This window comes from Hallerella succinigenes (genome assembly GCF_002797675.1).
Taxonomy (GTDB): domain Bacteria; phylum Fibrobacterota; class Fibrobacteria; order Fibrobacterales; family Fibrobacteraceae; genus Hallerella; species Hallerella succinigenes.
Genome location: NZ_PGEX01000001.1, coordinates 3,025,150 through 3,042,554 on the forward strand (window position 1 = coordinate 3,025,150; position 17,405 = coordinate 3,042,554).

At 48.9% G+C, this 17,405-nt stretch carries 12 protein-coding genes; 4 read left to right on the top strand and 8 right to left on the bottom strand.

The features are described from left to right. Window positions 1–55 precede the first annotated feature (55 nt). Complete coding sequence (locus BGX16_RS14000; protein WP_100426612.1) at window positions 56–922, top strand: carbon-nitrogen hydrolase; 867 nt, start codon at window positions 56–58, stop codon at window positions 920–922. Then, window positions 919–1,929, top strand: coding sequence for an agmatine deiminase family protein (locus BGX16_RS14005; protein ID WP_100426613.1), 1,011 nt, complete (start codon window positions 919–921; stop codon window positions 1,927–1,929). The genes BGX16_RS14000 and BGX16_RS14005 overlap by 4 nt, the downstream gene beginning before the upstream one ends. A gap of 2 nt (window positions 1,930–1,931) precedes the next feature. Here BGX16_RS14005 and BGX16_RS14010 read toward each other — a convergent pair whose 3' ends face one another. Then, the gene (locus BGX16_RS14010) at window positions 1,932–2,681 is read right to left on the bottom strand and encodes a ribonuclease H1 domain-containing protein (RefSeq protein WP_241899568.1); all 750 of its coding nucleotides are present in this window, start codon (window positions 2,679–2,681) and stop codon (window positions 1,932–1,934) included. Between the two features lie 95 nt (window positions 2,682–2,776). Between BGX16_RS14010 and BGX16_RS14015 the strand changes: the two genes are divergently transcribed. Then, window positions 2,777–3,313 (top strand): hypothetical protein, encoded by a 537-nt coding sequence (locus BGX16_RS14015; RefSeq protein ID WP_100426615.1) that lies wholly within the window; start codon window positions 2,777–2,779, stop codon window positions 3,311–3,313. Continuing rightward, window positions 3,310–4,167, top strand: a complete 858-nt coding sequence (locus tag BGX16_RS14020) for a PHP domain-containing protein (RefSeq protein WP_100426616.1) — start codon at window positions 3,310–3,312, stop codon at window positions 4,165–4,167. The genes BGX16_RS14015 and BGX16_RS14020 overlap by 4 nt, the downstream gene beginning before the upstream one ends. 11 nt (window positions 4,168–4,178) lie before the next feature. On the opposite strand, the gene BGX16_RS14025 is transcribed toward BGX16_RS14020, so the two are convergent. The 7 genes from BGX16_RS14025 to BGX16_RS14055 form a co-directional block, all read right to left on the bottom strand. Then, window positions 4,179–6,767 (bottom strand): PCMD domain-containing protein, encoded by a 2,589-nt coding sequence (locus tag BGX16_RS14025; RefSeq protein ID WP_198514934.1) that lies wholly within the window; start codon window positions 6,765–6,767, stop codon window positions 4,179–4,181. Between the two features lie 65 nt (window positions 6,768–6,832). Continuing rightward, entirely contained in the window at window positions 6,833–8,506 is a 1,674-nt protein-coding gene (locus BGX16_RS14030) for a hypothetical protein (RefSeq protein ID WP_100426618.1), read from the bottom strand. A 12-nt stretch (window positions 8,507–8,518) separates the two neighbouring features. Then, a complete protein-coding gene (locus BGX16_RS14035) occupies window positions 8,519–9,271 on the bottom strand; it encodes a hypothetical protein (protein WP_100426619.1) in 753 nt (250 codons plus the stop codon). A gap of 111 nt (window positions 9,272–9,382) precedes the next feature. Further along, the gene (locus BGX16_RS14040; RefSeq protein WP_100426620.1) at window positions 9,383–11,884 is read right to left on the bottom strand and encodes a glycoside hydrolase family 94 protein; all 2,502 of its coding nucleotides are present in this window, start codon (window positions 11,882–11,884) and stop codon (window positions 9,383–9,385) included. A gap of 30 nt (window positions 11,885–11,914) precedes the next feature. Further along, window positions 11,915–12,508, bottom strand: coding sequence for a PadR family transcriptional regulator (locus BGX16_RS14045; RefSeq protein WP_100426621.1), 594 nt, complete (start codon window positions 12,506–12,508; stop codon window positions 11,915–11,917). A 79-nt stretch (window positions 12,509–12,587) separates the two neighbouring features. Further along, on the bottom strand, window positions 12,588–13,409 hold the full coding sequence (locus BGX16_RS14050; protein ID WP_100426622.1) for a hypothetical protein: 822 nt from the start codon (window positions 13,407–13,409) through the stop codon (window positions 12,588–12,590). 5 nt (window positions 13,410–13,414) lie between these two features. Then, a complete protein-coding gene (locus BGX16_RS14055) occupies window positions 13,415–17,404 on the bottom strand; it encodes a C25 family cysteine peptidase (protein WP_100426623.1) in 3,990 nt (1,329 codons plus the stop codon). Window position 17,405 lies beyond the last annotated feature (1 nt).

The following is a 17,405-nucleotide window of genomic DNA, read 5'->3' on the forward strand; positions in this document are numbered from 1 at the left end:
ATTTTTCATACAGAATAATATAGATAAAAGTGCTCTGTTTTCTAAATTTAAGAATATGAAATCACTCCGCATTGCAACATTACAAGGCAAATGGTTTAAAACAACCGAAGCGACAAACGCTTGGTATGTTTCCGAAGCTAAAAAATTGAAAGATTCGAAGCTCGACATCCTTGTTCTTCCGGAACTTTACCACACCCCGTATTTTCCGATCGAAGAAGGCGAAAAGGGCTTTGACTGGGCCATCGAAAAGAATGATGCCCTGGTGAGCGAATGGCAAACAATAGCCAAGGAGCTGAACGCCGTTGTCGTGTTCCCGTTCTTTGAAAAACGCGCCCGTGGAATCTATTACAACAGCGCCTATGTCTTTGAACGTGACGGAAGCATTGCGGGTCTCTATCGCAAGAGTCACATTCCTGACGATCCGGGCTTTTACGAAAAGTATTACTTTGCACCAGGCGACACGGGCTTTGAACCGATCCAGACTTCCGCTGGTAAAATCGGCGTTCTTATCTGCTGGGATCAGTGGTTCCCGGAAGCAGCCCGCATCAACGCGCTCAAGGGAGCAGATGTTCTGATTTACCCGACAGCCATCGGTTGGGACTGCAAGGAACCGGAATCCCTTTACGAGCGTCAAAAAGACAGCTGGATGACAGTGATGCGCGGTCATGCAATTGCGAACCGCCTTTTCGTCGTCGCAGCAAACCGCATCGGAACAGAAGACGACTTAACTTTCTGGGGACATTCCTTCGTGAGCGCTCCGGACGGATTCGTTATCGAAGATTTGAAATCGGACTTCCTCGGTGCATCCATCACGGAAATCGACCTTTCGGAAATTGAATTCAACCGACGCTGGTGGCCGCATTTCCGCGACCGTCGCACCGACCTGTACAAAGACATTCTCAAAACCTGGGACACGCCATGACCTTGCACTACCCTGCCGAATGGGAAACCCAAAAATCCATCTGGCTTTCTTTTCCGCACAACTCACAGAACTGGCGTGGTAAAAATCGAGAAAAGATTTTCGCCTTCTACTTTGAACTGATCGAAATCTGCTCCCGTTTTCAGCCGGTGAACGTGCTTGTTCCGCTGGACTTTGTACTGCCGAAAGCCCAAAAGAAGATCTTTGCGAAAGCCAAGTTCAAGCCGAAGTTTATCAAACAAGAAACCGATGACGTCTGGATCCGTGACTACGGTCCGTTCTTCGTTTACAATGGAACGGGTAAAGAAAAAATTGTGAAGTTCCAGTTCAACGCCTGGGGCGCCAAGTTCCCGCCGTGGAGTAAAGACGAAAAGATTCCTTTTGCAATCGCTAAAAAGAAAAAGCTCGCCGTTAAGGAATACCCGTATATCTTTGAAGGTGGCGCCATCGAAGTGAATGACGATGGTCTCGGCATCACGACCCTACCCTGCCTCATCGGCAAGCATCGCAATTCCAAAAAGGATTTAAAGCACGTCGAAGACGCTCTGAAGGAAGCCCTCGGCCTTAAGGATTTGCTCGTTCTTCCGGAAGGCCTCGCCGGAGACCACACGGACGGTCACATCGACAATGCGGTCCGCTTTATCTCGAAAACGTGCGTCGCCATGGCTTGGGAAGAAGACCAGTCCAAAGTGAACTTTAAACCGCTTTTGCGCAACAAGACCATTCTCGAAACGTGGTTAAAGCGTCATTACGGCTCCAAGGCTCGTGTCGATATGGTCCAGATTCCGACGCAAAAAAAGCTCGGGCGTGGTACGCTCCCAGCTTCTTACATGAACTACATCTATTTGAACGGTGCGCTCGTGTATCCGAAGTACGAAGAAGAATTCGACAAAAAAGCCGAAGCCTACTTCAAGAAGGTTTACCCGAAGCGTGAAATCATCGGCATTGACGCCACGACGGTCATTCGTCAGGGCGGAAGCCTGCACTGCATCAGCAAGCAAGAAAACTGATTTTAGCCGAACAAGTCTAGAGATTCGCCGGGCGAAGGCATTCGTTCCGGCGTTTTTGTTTGCGCAGGGACTTCTTTTTTGACCGTTTTCGTCGGAGCGGAGTTTTCGACGGTCTTTACAACGGGTTTTGCGGCAGCCGGAGTTGCCGGTTTTGCAGTCTTTGCGGCTTTTGCTGCCTTTTCGCGAGCCTTGCAATCGGCAATCGCCTTTTTGGCGAGCTGGTCCACAGCTTCGTTCCACTTAACGCCAGAATGGGCTGGAACTTTTTCAAATTTTGCGTTCGGGAATTCCTTGACCGCTTCCTTGTAGCGGATGGCAATCGGCTTGTTCGCCTTCCATTCGCCTTTTGCCCAGCGGGCAATCCCTTCATAATCGTGACAGATGACGCCCGTTTTTCCCATTCTTTTGAGCCAAGCAAGGGCGTGCAAACTCGCGGTCAGTTCCCCGTCAATATTGCGGCTTTCGGCGGGTAAATCCGTTACCCCGTTTTCCGCTCCAATCTGTTTGTCATTTTCTACGGCAATAAACGCCCAGCCAGCACGGTCAAAGTCTGGAGTAAAGGATCCATCTACGTAAATGCGCAAACCTTCCCCATGGATTTCCGAAACGCCGGAAAGCCATGATTCTGCGTCTTCACGCGTAGCGAACGATTTGAAGAGGCAACCTTTGACTCCATGCGTAAGTTTTTCACATTCCAGCCAAGAAGTGACAATTTTTTGCACAGAAGGCGATTTTATCGCGTAAAACTTCATTTTTCCCATTGGCGAAAATTTATATTTTCCTCGTTTAACATGGGAGTCCTGTTTTGAAACCTTCGCTTTATTTTAAAGATTGCCTGCGATACAGCTTGAAAAAGTTTGCGTCGAAGGAATCGCTTTTGCGTTGGTTCATTAAGCAGGCTGGCGACTTCTCTGTCGCCTTTGAATATCCGATGAAGCTTTCGGAAAAGCAGACCGTTCTGTTCCTTCTTCCGGAAGATACGGAATCCGTAAACGCCTATCTGCCGTTCTTGCAAAAGCTCTATCGCATTCAAAAGCACGGTGTACTGCTCCTTGTGAACAGCAAGCTGGAAAATCTATTGCAGACGAACCAGATAAAGCAGGAAGTGCTTTATTACTCGACCTTGGGCTGTCGATACGGAGAACAGGAATTCCAAAAGATCGAAGAAGTTTTGAAGGCGCGCCAGATTACAGCGACCTTCGACTTGCAAGACCAGACGCTTTTCCAGATGCTCTATCTCTGCAAGACCTGCGGTGCAACATACCGATTCGGTTTCGACTGTGAAAGCCTTTACCCTCTGCTCAATTTGAGCCTTGTTTCGGAAGGCGAGGTTTCCAAACGCATCGAAGCTCTGACGGCGATCTTTGAAGGGGCTGTGAAATGACCGATGCTCTCAAGCAAAAAATCGGATTTGCAGACCTGCACCTCCACACGAACCTTTCCGACGGCTCGCTCACTCCGCTAGAAGTGGTCAAACTTTCCAAAAGAAAGGGTCTCCGCTGTATTTCAGTGACCGATCACGACACGCTCGCCTCTTACTCCGCGACAAAGCCTTATGCCGACGAACTCGGAATTGAAATCATTCCAGGAATCGAAGTTTCTGCCGTGTGGCAAGGACGTGACGTTCACATTCTCGGCTATTTCTGCGACCCGACGAACCTCGCCATGAACATGGAACTGGAAGAAAGCGCGAAACAGCGAATTTCTCGCGCCAAGGCAATTCTCAAAAAACTTTCGTCGCTCGGCGTCAATTTGAGCTTTGAAAAGGTAATGACCTACTGCAAAGGTAAAGTCGTTGGACGTCCGCATATCGCCATGGCTTTGGTCGACGAAGAATACGTTTCGAATTTTGGCGAGGCATTTAACAAGTACCTCGCAGACGGAGCTCCAGCCTTTGTCGAAAAACGCGGTCTGAATCCGCAACAGACAATCCGTTTGATTGAAAATGCAGGTGGCATTGCGGTCCTCGCCCACCCATACAAGTCCAATGTCGATAACCTGATTCCAGACCTTGTCGAAGTAGGCCTCAAAGGGATTGAAACCTACTCGCCGGCACAAAAAGGCGCAGTCGGAAGGCGTTACCGAGAGATCGCCGAGCGTTACAGCTTGCTTGGCACGGGCGGTTCGGATTTTCACACCGAAAACAGCCCCTATGGCCCAAACTGCATGAAGATGCCATACACGGTCGTAGAAGAACTCCGCGAATGCCGTGAAAAGTTCCGCGCGGAATCCTTCTAAACCTCAAAAAGTTATTCGTAAATCAAACGCATGGCGTCGCAATAAAGCGTTGCGCCGACAGAGCCTTCGTACACATTTCCCAGCGCACTCGAAGCGACCACCACACGAATATGCGTCACATCAAAATCATCCGGGGAATCGGTTTCCACCAAATGATTGTCGATGCCTTCGGAATTTTTGAGCGAAGTTGCGAAAACGCTCGAATTATAAATCGGCGATGCGGAATTCGGTTTGCCATATTGCAACTTTAATCGGATCGTTTTGTAGCCAGAGCGTTCTGCGTCGGTAATCGAAACGACATCCGGGTCTTCGGTCGATTCGACGGTCGTGGCGCGGTACCAAGCACTGGCAACAAGAGTATTCACATCGCTGGATTTGCGGAATTGGTTTTTGCCATTGTTCTCGGTTGCGGTACGATTTTCAAGCAAAAGATACAAGTCGCAGGAATCGCCTAATCCTTTATATTGAACATCGAATTCCACATATTGGGGGCGTCCGTAGAAAGGTCTTCCAAAGTCGATAAGCTCATTTCCGTCGTCGTAACCAGTCATCGCAAAGGTGGTCACATTCTTCGGGTTAAAGTAGGCGATCAGCATATTGCCAGCGGCAAAGCGTCCGATGCCTAGGATTTTAGCGGACTTGGATTCCATTTTAATGACGGTTTCGTTTTCCGCACTCGTGGTGAGCGTTTTGGTGGAAGCCAGCGCGCTGTTGTTTCCGTTATCCCAATATTCGATGTCATTGCGATTTCCGAATGCGTCATCTGTCCACGTATTGAAATCGCTGTTCGGGTATTGATAGCCCGCTTGAATCGTATAAGTTTTAGAATCGCCTGCCGAGTTTGAAACGGTAACCGTTTTCTTTTTGGCGAAGTCATAAGCGGAGCCTTCTTCCAAATCCCTTGTCGAAGCGCCATCCGAAAGCGAAAGCGATTGCACCGTCAGCTTACGCAGATCCAAATCCTCCGTATAAGTCATATTAAAGAAGATCGTTCCGGCAGACTGGTCGATGATGCCAGAAACTTTTCCGGAACCGATCGACATAGCCGTAATCTGAGGAGCCGAAGTGGATACGGTTACAAACACGGTCCAAATGACGGTTGAACCGTCTTCTGCGGTCACAATGATTTCTGCTGAGCCGTCGGAAAGATCCAGATAATCTGTCATGGGACTTGTCTTTTTTGCGCCGTCGGAATAGGTCGCGCTGAAATAAACCTTTTCCAATTGGATTGCCTGGGCCGCGGGGATTTTTACATCGATGGTTTTTGCTGCAGTGGAAATGGAAACTTGCGATGTAAAATCATCCGTGGTAAAACTCAAAATGACCGCCGCTGAAGACTTTGGATAGTCCGCAGAAATCGTCCACGTTTCAAAGCTTGCGTCTTCCGCGGTAATGGTGAACGTTTGTTCGGTACGCAAATCCAGCGCCGTCGTTTGCAAGTTATGCGAAGCCGTTTTTGAAATTTCCAGAGTTACGGTTACGGACGAAAGAGCGCTTGCCGTCGCGAGGTGCAGTACCACGGTCTTTTTAGAAGTATCCACGGTAGCTGCCGAAATTTCCTTTTCTGCAGAAATCGAAAGGAGTTCCTTGTCGCTAGAAACGGTTTCATCTTCCGCGGCAATCGAAAGAAGAACGGTCCACGTCCTTACAGTGCCATCTTCCGCAGTCACCGTAAAAGCCTGAGAAGCGTCCCAAGTTTTAACGGAATCCGGATTCGGCGAAATCGAAGCACCTGCCGGAATGCGGAAGGAATCAAGAACCGCATCGGTCACAAGCGATCCGTAAACGAGTTTAACAGAAATGGTATCACCGGAGCGATTGACCTTAAACTGATCTTGAAAGGCCATCTGCAAATCCGTCGCAGAACTTTGTGTCGTGTAAGCGATCACCGTCCACGTTTTTTCGGTGCCATCTTCTGCGGTCACGGTAAACGACTGAGCCTTGGACCAATCCGTCACGGAACTTGGTGCAGGAGAAAGGCTCGATTTGCGGAAAATAATCGCCGTATCCAGTTTGACTTTCGAAAGATCGGTTCCCTGCGGAAATTCTACAAGAATGGAATCTCCCGAAACTTGCACACCCAAAGCATCCGCAAATTCAAGCGAAAGCGAAACATCCGAATTCAAGTTCGCCGAACTCGAACTATAAACCTCTTCCGCAGAAGAACTCGAATATCCTTCTTCAGCACTCGAACTGGGTTCTGCGACAACGTCCGGAATGGAAAATTCAATCTGCCAAATCGCGGGTTTACCGCTTTCCGAAAGAATCACGATGTACACCAAATGGCTCGAAGGTATCCGAATTTTACTGCCTTCTTTTAACTCCTTTTCCACATAGGAAACTTCTCTCGCAAGCGAATCCAACTCCGCCGAATCGGTTGGAAACGATTTGAATTTGGAATCAACCAGATGAAGACTCGCAAAATGACTCATATCGATATCCGAAATCGTCACCGAATCCCAAGTGTCCATCGAATCGGGAACATCGATTGTTGTCACCACAATCTTGTGTTCCGAAGCGTAAATCGATGGTTTGCCCGCTTCTTCTTCAAAATGAATTTCTTTCAGCACATGATAATCCGATGAGCCAAAGGTATCCATGTCCGCAGAGCAAGCTGCGAAAATCAAGGCGAAAAAAAGAAATACAAAAGTGCGCAATAAATTCATCATTCGTAAATCAGCTTCCAATTTTCCAAAGTGAGGGTTGAGCCTTCGCCACCGCGATATTCAATCGCCGGATCGTTCATAACAGTTGTTCCACCGGCGACAACATGCGCATAAGCGGAAGAAGCAAAAACAACGCGGATCGAGGCAACGTCTTCTCTGCCCGTGCCGAGAGTCAAATCCGAAGTTCCTACGTACCCTGCGGAAAGAACTGCATCCGGGTCTGCTCCATAAGAAAGTTCCGTTGTGGATGTCCCTTCTGCGGAAGCATCCAACGTGAATGCGCCGATTGCAACCGCCTTCGAATCCTTGCTGACCAAGATAACATAAGCAAGCGCTTTTTGAGGATAGCTTGAATTCGAATTCGCAACGTGAACGTAAGAATAAGTCAGTTCAAATGCAGAGGGACGTGCTGTAAATTCACGTCCAAACGTCATCTGCGAAGAGATGTCCGAAAGGTCTGTCGAAGGCGTTCCGCTTGTATAATTCACGTCGTAGATATTCATCGCATTTTGGCCCGCATAAGTACCGGCAAAGTAGATGCCCGTTGCGAGCTTCTTCGCGCCCAAGATACCTGCCCATGCACAAGAAACGATTTCCGACGAAAGCGAAATGGATTCGCCGTTTTCGACTAAATTCGCTGTTGCCGTAAAGGTGTAATTCGCCACGACCTGTACAGAGCCTTCCGTCGCCATGGCATCGCTCGTCGTTGCAAAGAAAGCATCTTCCCGTTTTGTAAAATCAGAGCCTAGAACTTGTACCCCGGCGATTACACGATAAGCCGTCCAAAGAGAATCCGCAGAAAGCAAGTTCAATGTTTTCGCCGTGCGAAGATCCAATACAGAATCCATTCCCACAAACCGCACTTGAGAAAGTGCGTTCCCCAGCGACGAAGAATATGGGACGTTAATCAGAATTTTGTCGCCGTTTACTGTCACCGCATTTTTAAGCGTATCTCCATTCACAATCGGCTGCAAATCTGCAAGGGTCAGTTGAGCCGTCTCGCTCGAACTCGATTGCCACGAGCTTGACGAAGAGCTGTCTTTGCGAGCACACGAAGAGGACAAAACCGTCTCGCTCGAACTCGATTGCTGCGAGCTTGACGAAGAGCTGTCTTTGTGAGAACTCGAAGAGGACAAAACCGTCTCGCTCGAACTCGATTGCCGCGAGCTTGACGAAGAGCTGTCTTTGCGAGCACTCGAAGAGGATAAAGCCATCTCGCTCGAACTGGATTGACTCGCTTCGCTCGCAATGGCATTCGAAGAAGAACTCGCAATGACACTCGGGGAATCCCACGAGACCAGCCAAACAACCACAATGCGATTCTTTTTATCCAATACGATAATCGAAAATTCCGAGGTATCCACCGTCGAAATCACCGTACCCGAAACAAGTTCCTTCCCCAATTCTGGGTCATAAAGATCATCATCTGCGGCCAAGTAAAGTTTTGCATCGCCAAGAGCTTCCACCGAATCGATGACAATGGAATCCAGCCATTTTTTCAAAGGAGAGATAGAAATCGTATGGGAATCTTCATCCTTCGATTCTACGGTCCAACCGGAAAGCTCAAGCGTCCCAAGATTTGGAGCCATCGTCTTCGGTCCCGTCGAATCCTCTTCGCAAGCAACCAACATCAAGACGAGGCAAGCAAGAATCCAAATGCAAAAATTCTTCATCCAAGCATCCTCTTAGAAGAATGTGACCAAAGAAAAATTCAGCGCCAAAAGATTAATCGTAAAGTTCACAATGTTGTAAGTAAATTCGCTTCGCGTTTCCCCGTTTTCTTCGATTTCCATAACGGTGGAGCTCAGTCCTAAAAGACCGACCGAAGTTTCGAACGCCATGTTGCGGAGCACCATAATGCTTAAGCCTGGATTGATGCCGAATTCAAAAGTCCAGCCGCGGATTCGTGTTTTGGAAAGATCTTCTCCGTCATCTGCTTGCGAAATTCCATAGGCATATTCCACCGAAACCGATGTTTCATTGAAGAAGTATAGATTCTTGGAATCAAAGACTTTCAGATAATTCTTCAGTAATGGCTGAATGAAGAAAGCATTCTTCACATACTGCCGATGTTCGGCAATGTCCGCTAGATCTTTTAAAATCGAATAGTCAATATCAAGTTTCGTGCGGGAATACCCAGCACGAGCTCCTACCGCCATCGCATTCTTAACAAAGTAACCGCCAAAGACCTTGGCTGTAAAAGTGTAACCTTCTGCTTCGTACACATCGCCAATCAGAATGTTCAGCGTTTCTTCATCAGTATTGCCTTGCAGTAAAAAGAGCGTTGCACCCGCAAAAATATTTTTGCGATAAATAGCTTCATCTGTTTCGACCGAGAAAAGATCTCCGAGAATCCCGCCGCCCTTCTCCGTTTCTGTTGCAAAAATGGAATGAGCACAAACTAAACAGAAGATGATCGCATACTTCAAAAATTGCATGCGTCAAAGATAGAAATTTTAACCTGCACACTACAAACAAGTTTCGTTCTTTGAAAAAACAAAGAAAGCACAGGCAAACGCTTGTGCTTTCTTTGTTGAACTTCGTACAAATTAGCCGAGGATGACTTCGACCTTATGAGTACCCTTAGTGAAAATCGGAGCGACGTTGGAATCGATTTCCTGACCGTCGACGATCATCTGAGCCACGCCCTTAGAAACGTGCTTCGGGTTCTTCACGGAGATTTCGTACGTTGCACCGCGGAACTTACGGACAGCGTCAAAGCCATTCCACTTCGTCGGAATGCACGGATCCACAACGAGACCGTTGTAGCTTGCACGGATACCGAGAATGTACTGCGTTGCAGCCTGGTAAGTCCAGGTAGAGGTTCCGGAGAGCCATGCATTACGGCCCATACCGAACTGCTTGTGTTCGTCACCGAGAATGTTCTGCGGATAGCAGTACGGTTCGGATTCGAAGACATCGAGGATATCGTTCTTCGCAGCCGGGTTGATCTGGCAGTAGTAATTGTAAGCGTTATCGCCACGACCGAGAATCGTTTCGGCAATCATCACCCACGGGTTCGTGTGGAGGAAGATACCGCCGTTTTCCTTAGCTCCTGGAGGATAGGTAGAGATACCGCCGACAGACGGTTCGAAACCACGGTAGCCCGGAGTGGAGCTCTTCACACCGTACTTGGTATTGAGAAGCTTGTTCAGGCTGTCCATGCCCTGTTCAGCATGTGCGCCAGTCGCAATGCCACTGATCACCGGCCAAGACTGACCGTTGCAGTAGATCTTGCCGTACTTGGCCTTGTTCGTACCGTAAGCGTTGCCGTCCTTGTCGAACCAGCGGACCCACCACTTGCCGTCCCAAGCGCTTTCGTTGAAAGCCTTCTTCACATCTTCGTACCAGCCCTTGTACATTTCAACAGCCTTGGTATCGCCGAGATGTTCTTCGATGTCCATCATTTCAAGCAAAGCCTTCGCATAGAGGGCCGTGTTGAAGGTAGATTCTGCACCGAGCGGGAGGTTCATGCAGTCGTTCCAGTCCGCGAATCCAAGGAGCGGAAGGTTGTGCTTACCCAAGTGTTCTCGGGTGAACTTGAGAGCGCGCTTCAAGTGTTCAAGGATTGTGCCCTTTTCACGTTCTGCACGCTTCTTGCCCTTTTCGTAGAACGGAATTTCTTCGTCGAGAAGTTCCATCTTACCGGTTTCCTTGAGGTAGCTAGCCACCGTAAGAACGATCCAAAGATGGTCATCGCCGTACCAGTCTGCATAAAGGTGATTGCCCTGTGCGTCGACGGCATTTGCCTTTTCGCGAGAGTCGCCTTCATTTGCTTCGCTACCGGTGTCTTCTTCGAGAGCGAGCGGGGCGTACTGATGCATAGCGTTACCTTCCGGACGCTGCACGGAAATCAAATTCTTGGTGAGGACAAGAGCTTCTTCCGGCATGTGGCTCATCACGCCCATCAAGTCCTGCGTGGAGTCACGGTAGCCGATACCGCGGCTTGTACCATAACCGAGCTGATAGAGCGACAGGTAGCGGCTCCAGTTCTTGGTGGTGTGGCACTGACGCGGGTTGTGCACGTTGACCATCGTGTTGAAGGAAGCGTCCGGAGTCTTGACCTGGATGGTTTCGAGATACTTGTCCCAGAATGCGGCGAGTTCGGCGAAAGCCTTGTCGACGTTCTTCAAATCGCGATACTTCTTGATAGCCTTGTTAGCCACCTTGAGGCTCTGTTCCTGACCGAGCTGGGTGCAGGTGCGGAAGGTCTTCTTCGCACCGATCTTGCCGGCGTGGATCATGAGAGCGGCGATATTGTCGCCACGGTCGCATTCGCTATTGGAGAGTTCCTTGTTATCCAAGGAAAGCGGGTGCTGCCAAGAACCCATTTCGTTGCAACCGAGGAAAACGCGACGGTCTCCATCGAAGCTAGAAATCTTGCAGTCTGCCGTCACATAGTTCACGGCGTAGTCGCGCTTCATGTAAGCGTACTGTTCGAGAACGAGGTGACCATCCTTTTCCGGATGAGCCTTGAGGGTCATGGTCTGCGGAACCCAGTCAGCATTCGTGAGCTGCTTTTCAGCTTCAAAGTGGCTGAATTCATAAACCGGGATCACGTCCACTTCCTTAGCGCCGCCCGCGATATTTGTAATCTGGATATCCTGGAGGAGAGTATTGGACTTGGTCGGAACGAAAATCGTCACCTGGACGCGGAGACCAAATGCTTCAGCGATCCAACGACTATAAGAAAGACCGATGTGGCATTCCCACTTGTCGAGCTTCTGGAGAGTCGGAACGTAGAACGGGGAGAAGAACTTGTAGCTCTTGCCGTCCTTGACGCGGATATAAACAGTGCTTGCCTTGAAGTCGGCATTCGGCATCTGGGCAATGTACTTCGTGATACGATTCAAAGCCGGGTCACCCTTACAGACGAGGGTTCCGCCAGTCGTATCGACGATACCGCCGAAATCAAGCGTACCAACGTAGTTGCACCACTTAATCGGGGTTGCCGGGGTGGTGAGCACGTATTCTTTATTAGCGTCATCGAAATAGCCGTACTTTTTGGAGGCTTTTGCCTTCACAGCCGGCTTCTTTTTCGTTGCTGTCATTTTATCTCCGTGGATGGTGAATGAAATAAATCAGTTGTTCTTGTTGAAATCACGAGAACCGAAATTGATGTAGAAGTATCCGCCGAGCTTCTTGCTCTTTTGCGGGTCGCGCAGAATCGAGATTGCAGCACGGGTGTACTTGAGTTCTACCATGATGTGGTCGCGGCTCATGCAGTTGAGGAACGGTCCTTCCGGGTAAAGGGTCGGACGCGGTTCTTCGTCTATCATCTTCTGCAGACGAGAGATTTCTTCCAAAAGCTTCTTTTCGTGAACTTCGAGAACGCGGATCGTGTCAATCGGATCGACCGCGTAAAGGAACGCGTAACCCAGCGTACGCGGATCATCGTTGAATCCGGTCAGGTGACGCAAAACTTCTTTCTTTAAGAGTTCCGAGCCTTTGTCAAGAATACGGTAGACGGTGCGTTCCGGACGGTTGCCGTCACGTTCCGCATGGCCTTCGATCGAGCCGTTCTTTTCAAGACGCGTCAAACGATTGTAAATCGTGGACGTACTGATTTTAGCCCAGCGATCGAGTTCGCGGTTCTTGATTTCCGTCATAATATCGTAGCCACTGCGTTCCTGTTCTTTAATCAGGCCGAGCAAGACAAGGTCGTAACGATTCATTTTTATTTCTCCATATTCCAATTTAGAATAATAATGGATGAAAGTACAAATCTTTTTTTTAAAACTTTCAGATAAAGGCTTAAACTTTCATCGAGCGGTGAGCAGCACGCATCTTGCTCATCGGGGCAAAGCTCATCACCGGGAATTCCACAAGCAAGAACAAGGCAAGGGAAATCACCGGGAAAGCAATCGCCATCCAGATCGGAATGCAGGAATGGTAAAAATAGCCATTCAACCCGCCAAGAAGAACCGTCGAAATCACCGACGGCAAAAAGGCTTTGCAAAAGCTCGAAACGAGAGAACCGGAAACAGGCGTTCCCTTCTTGAGTTCCGCACCCGTATCTAAAGACACAGCAAGCATATCCGCCAAAGCGAATACAACAAAAGAAACGCCCACAAAGAACGGAATCGCAACCACAGCGGAAATCGAAATCCAGAAGAAGCTCGCAAGCAAAACGGGCAAAAGCGCCTTAAAGCTTGCCACACGCACCACAAAGAAAAGGATCATGCTCAGCAACAAAAAGCCGAGGAAAACATAGGCCACCGTTTCTTCCACTTCGTTCAGCGCAAGGGCGAGGGCAGAAATAAAGAGCGTCGAAAAAAGGAATGAAAGCGCATTGCGGATTTTGCCGAGCCAAAGGCGCATCACAAAAAGAACCACAAAAAGCGCACCGACCGCGATCAAGAACGGATAATCCGCTTCGGCCACGCCCTTGTCTGTCCAAGAAGCGATCGTCTGAGCCAAAGACTCCCCTGCTCCGAGGATATAGGCGAAAGTAGAACTAAAATCCCTTGCAAAGATTACATACAAAACGGCAAAGATCACTAAAAAAATCAGTCGAAAGCGGAGAAGGCTTTCGCCCAAGATTTGAACCGGCGATGCTTTTTTTCTTAAATCCATGCGTATTACCTCGAAATGACAAGCTTCTGTTTTTTGCGGAACATCTTTGCCGCAGCCCCGTCTGTAGCAGGGACCTTGGATACGACGATATAATGGTAAAGACCGTTGGCAAGCTTACGTCCGTAGAAGTCTCGACCGTCCCAAGTGGTAACGCCCGAAACCGCGTGGGCAATGCGCTGAACCAAACGACCGTTCTGATTGTAAATGAAAATCGTGACATCGGCGGAACGCCCCACGGCGAGATCCTTGAAGTAGAAGGTCGTTCCCTTCTTTTTCATCGGGTTCGGAGCCGTAAAGACGTTAGCAAGGCCTTCCGAAAGTCCATCGGTAATATTCAGTCTCAAATAACGAGAGCTTTCATTGCCGACGATGTCCATCGCAGAAACACGGAACGTGTAAAGTCCCGGCGGATACTTGCTTTCGGCAAAGGTCATGCGGGCCACAGCCTTTTTGCTCGACTGTTCCGAATACGGCCACGGATGAAACGGCGATGTCGAAACGGTTTCGCCGATGACTTCAAACAAAATGCCCTCGTCCGCTTCTTCACGGAAGTCAATCGCGGTCGAATCTTCGATCGTCACCTGCAAACAGGCCGGAGAAGCGATCGTCACCATTTCGCCTTCAGCAAAAGAAGTTCCCGAAGCCGGAGAGAGACAGCTCTGAATGGAAATCGAAGGAGCGGTCGTATCATTTGCAATAATAGAATCTGCATAAGCGGAAGTTCCCGAAATCACAATATCCGAAACCAGAGCGTGTCCAATGCTCGATGTAGAATTCGAATTTGCCCAAATGCGAATTTCCGCCGCCGTATCGCCAAAAGAAATCTTGCGTGGAGTGATAAAGTTGAGTGAAAATTTTCCATCCTTGACTTCGGCATCTTCGCTAAAAATCATGGAACCGTCGTAAAGTACAGAAACCGAATCACGATCCGAAGGCGACTGACTCAACATCTTTTCGTAGCTCTGCTCCAAAATGGAAAAGTGGATTTTTCCATCCGAAATTCCGGAAACGGTTCCAGAAAGAGTCATGCTGTCCAAAGCGCGAATCGTATCCACCTGCTGATCGAGTTTGATCTTCAGTTGAGCATTCGGCATCGGCACGACCGGTTCGCCAAAAAGGGCGTAACGGGCATTATTGTAACGCTGGCTTTCCGGCTTTATGGAAGTCTGGATAGTCAAACCCTTGGCAAGCGCATAGGCCCTGCCTAAAGTTCCACCCGTCGGGAAAAAGGCATTTGTCATGACAGACTTGGCAAAGACACGGTTATAGCTACCGTAAGTTTCACGGGTCGCGCCAATCGATGCGATTGCTCCGCGTTTGGAAGCCTGGATAAAGGTTTCGGAAAGCGAGGTTTCATTACCCATGTCAAAGCGACCAACCGTACAGGAGAAAGATCCGAGAATCGTATAACGGGATTCATTAGCCAGGCTTGAAATATACGATGGTTTCATTAATCCTTCAAAAGCCCAGTCCGAAATCGAACCGTGTCCAAAATAAATGGTAAAAAGCGAACCCTGATTGATGCGACTGATTAAATCGCTTGCCGCTTCCGGCTTTTGGCCTGCAGCATCCGAATTGTAATTCAACAGATAAATCTTGTGAATGTCGAGATGATAACCTTCTTCTGTCGAAGCATTCAAAAGGGTGCGGGAAAGATCTTCCGCCGGTGACGTATGATCAATGCCGTCCACCATAGAACCCGTCCAGGCATCGTCTGCCGTCACGACAATCGAGTTGCGCCATAAAGAATTGTCAGCAGAAGAGGTTTGTTCATGCTCTTGGATCTTTTCATTATAAGCGTTGAAATCCGCTACGTTCGAAAGCGGAAGACGTCCAATGTAAAGGTCTAAATCATAAGCTCCGCGCAAAACTCTTTCGCCCGAATCCAGCGCAGCAAAGAAGTCTTCGACAACCGCATCTTCCTTCTCAAAAGGCGGCATCCAGTTCGTCTTAAATCCGGAATGCATTCCTCGGTAGTCAAAGTTTCCGTTGCCGGCAAGAACTGCATAGGTCAAATTTGGGCAAACACTTCGTGCGTAAGCCAAATAATTACGAATGGCCACCGGATCCATGGAACCACCTGAATAAGCGCGGTAAATGTCTTCCACGAGAACCACGGTCGTGTTGTAGCTTCGGAAAGCCTTTCCTTCCGAACGGAATTTTGCAAGTTCCACCGCCGGAATCTGGAACGCTTCCGGGGCAATAATTACGTATTCGGTCTTCGAAGAAATGCGAGAAATGTCGCTGAGCGTTCCCGAAATATGAGCTGGCACGCCTTCGATCTTTGCCGGAGAACGGAAATTCTTTGTGCTGTACACCAGGTAACGTGTATCGACACCCGCAGAAAGGCTGTCATAGAAGTAGCCGTTCTTCACTTGCAAAATTCCAACCGGTTCAAAGTCCTGGAACTTCATCACTTGCACATTCGAAGACGTCGAAAGCGGAATGCGAATGCGTCCGTTTCGCTTTCCCGGTAAAATCCATTCAGCAGAATCATTTTCTAATGCAGGGTTCCAGGAATACGCAACAGAAAAGCCGTCGAAACGATCATAGACAGAACCGTTCGGCAAAAGGGTCATCGAGTAAGAATTCCCCGAGGACTTCAGAGCGACATCTTCAATTACAAAGTTCCCCATCGGGAGTCTTGCATATTCCGAATAATCCTTCCCATTTACCGTAAAAGTGAATTTAGGCATGATGGACATCGTAAAGCTATGCGGAACATAGGAGACCGTCACGAGCTTAGTGCCGCTTGGGTTCAAATGCGGAAGGCTCGAAGTTCTAGAATTTGCAAAAGTTGAAGAAGAGATTTGAACTGTTTCTGTCGGCGCATTCCAAATCCAGAACCATTCCTTGCCCGAAGCCTCTTCCCAAGAACCGTTGTAGCCAAAATAGGTGTCGCGCAAAAGAGCGTCCTTTTCAACGCGTAGATAACGCAAAACATCCACATCCGAGCCAGAAGTCGGCGACGAGAGCGTTGAAACGCGAGACCCTGTACCGCTCGACGTATAACCGAGCTGGAAATACTGATAGAAGCTGTACGGCGAAGAGGAGTAGTAATACTGCATCTTCGAAGACGCCGTCGAATCTTCCAAATCAAAGCGCTTCCACATGGAAGTTCCGTAGCCGACGAAGAAAATCGTATCGCCTTCGTTAAAGGTTCCATCCTTGTCACGAATATCCAGCGGAATTTCGAAGAGACGGTTCGGAACGGTTTCCGCCGAGCTCCAGATGACATCGGTCATTGTATCCTGAGGAGCGCCATACATGCGAAGCTTTTTCACGGGAATTCCTTCGCAGTCCGAAGCACGAGCCATTTCCTTACATGCGTTGTAGAACTGTTTGTAGGTAACCGCATAAAGTCCGTCTTCTGCCGTCGTGCCATTATCCTTATCGCCAACGAGAATTCGGGCAAGCCATGTCATGTTCGCAAGATCGGAAGACGCCGCCTTGCGAAGAACGCGGGCCGTATTTGTCGAAGTAGCAAAGGAAGCGGCTCCCTTCGGATTCAAAACCTGGGTGAGCAGACGTTTGCCCGGATGTTTATTCTGCGGTGTTCCCGCAAAAGAAACGCTTACCTTAAAATTTTTGCGGATCGAAACAGAAGAGCCCGCAACCTGGAGCAGTGGCACCCAAATGTCCACTACCCAGACTCCATCGCGGAGTTTCGGGCTAGAAACTTCCACGCTTCCATTCTTTAATGAATCCGCGTTGCACCAAGTCTTTCCAAATGGAACGCGGATCGAGTCCTTCACCGAAACCGAAGGCTTGACGTTCGCAGGAATCGCCACACGATAGCTACGGTAAGGCATTCCGGAACCTTCCTTGTAAAAGGCGTTCTCGGGCAGCAAATGGAAATCGCCCTCTTCGCAGGCAACCGGCGTCGTTTCCGCAATGTAATCGTGAAAGACAAAACGCGACTTGGAATCTTCTACGGTTTCAAACGACCACAGAAGCGACGCAAATAAAGCGATGAAGAGAGCGGTCAAACGCACC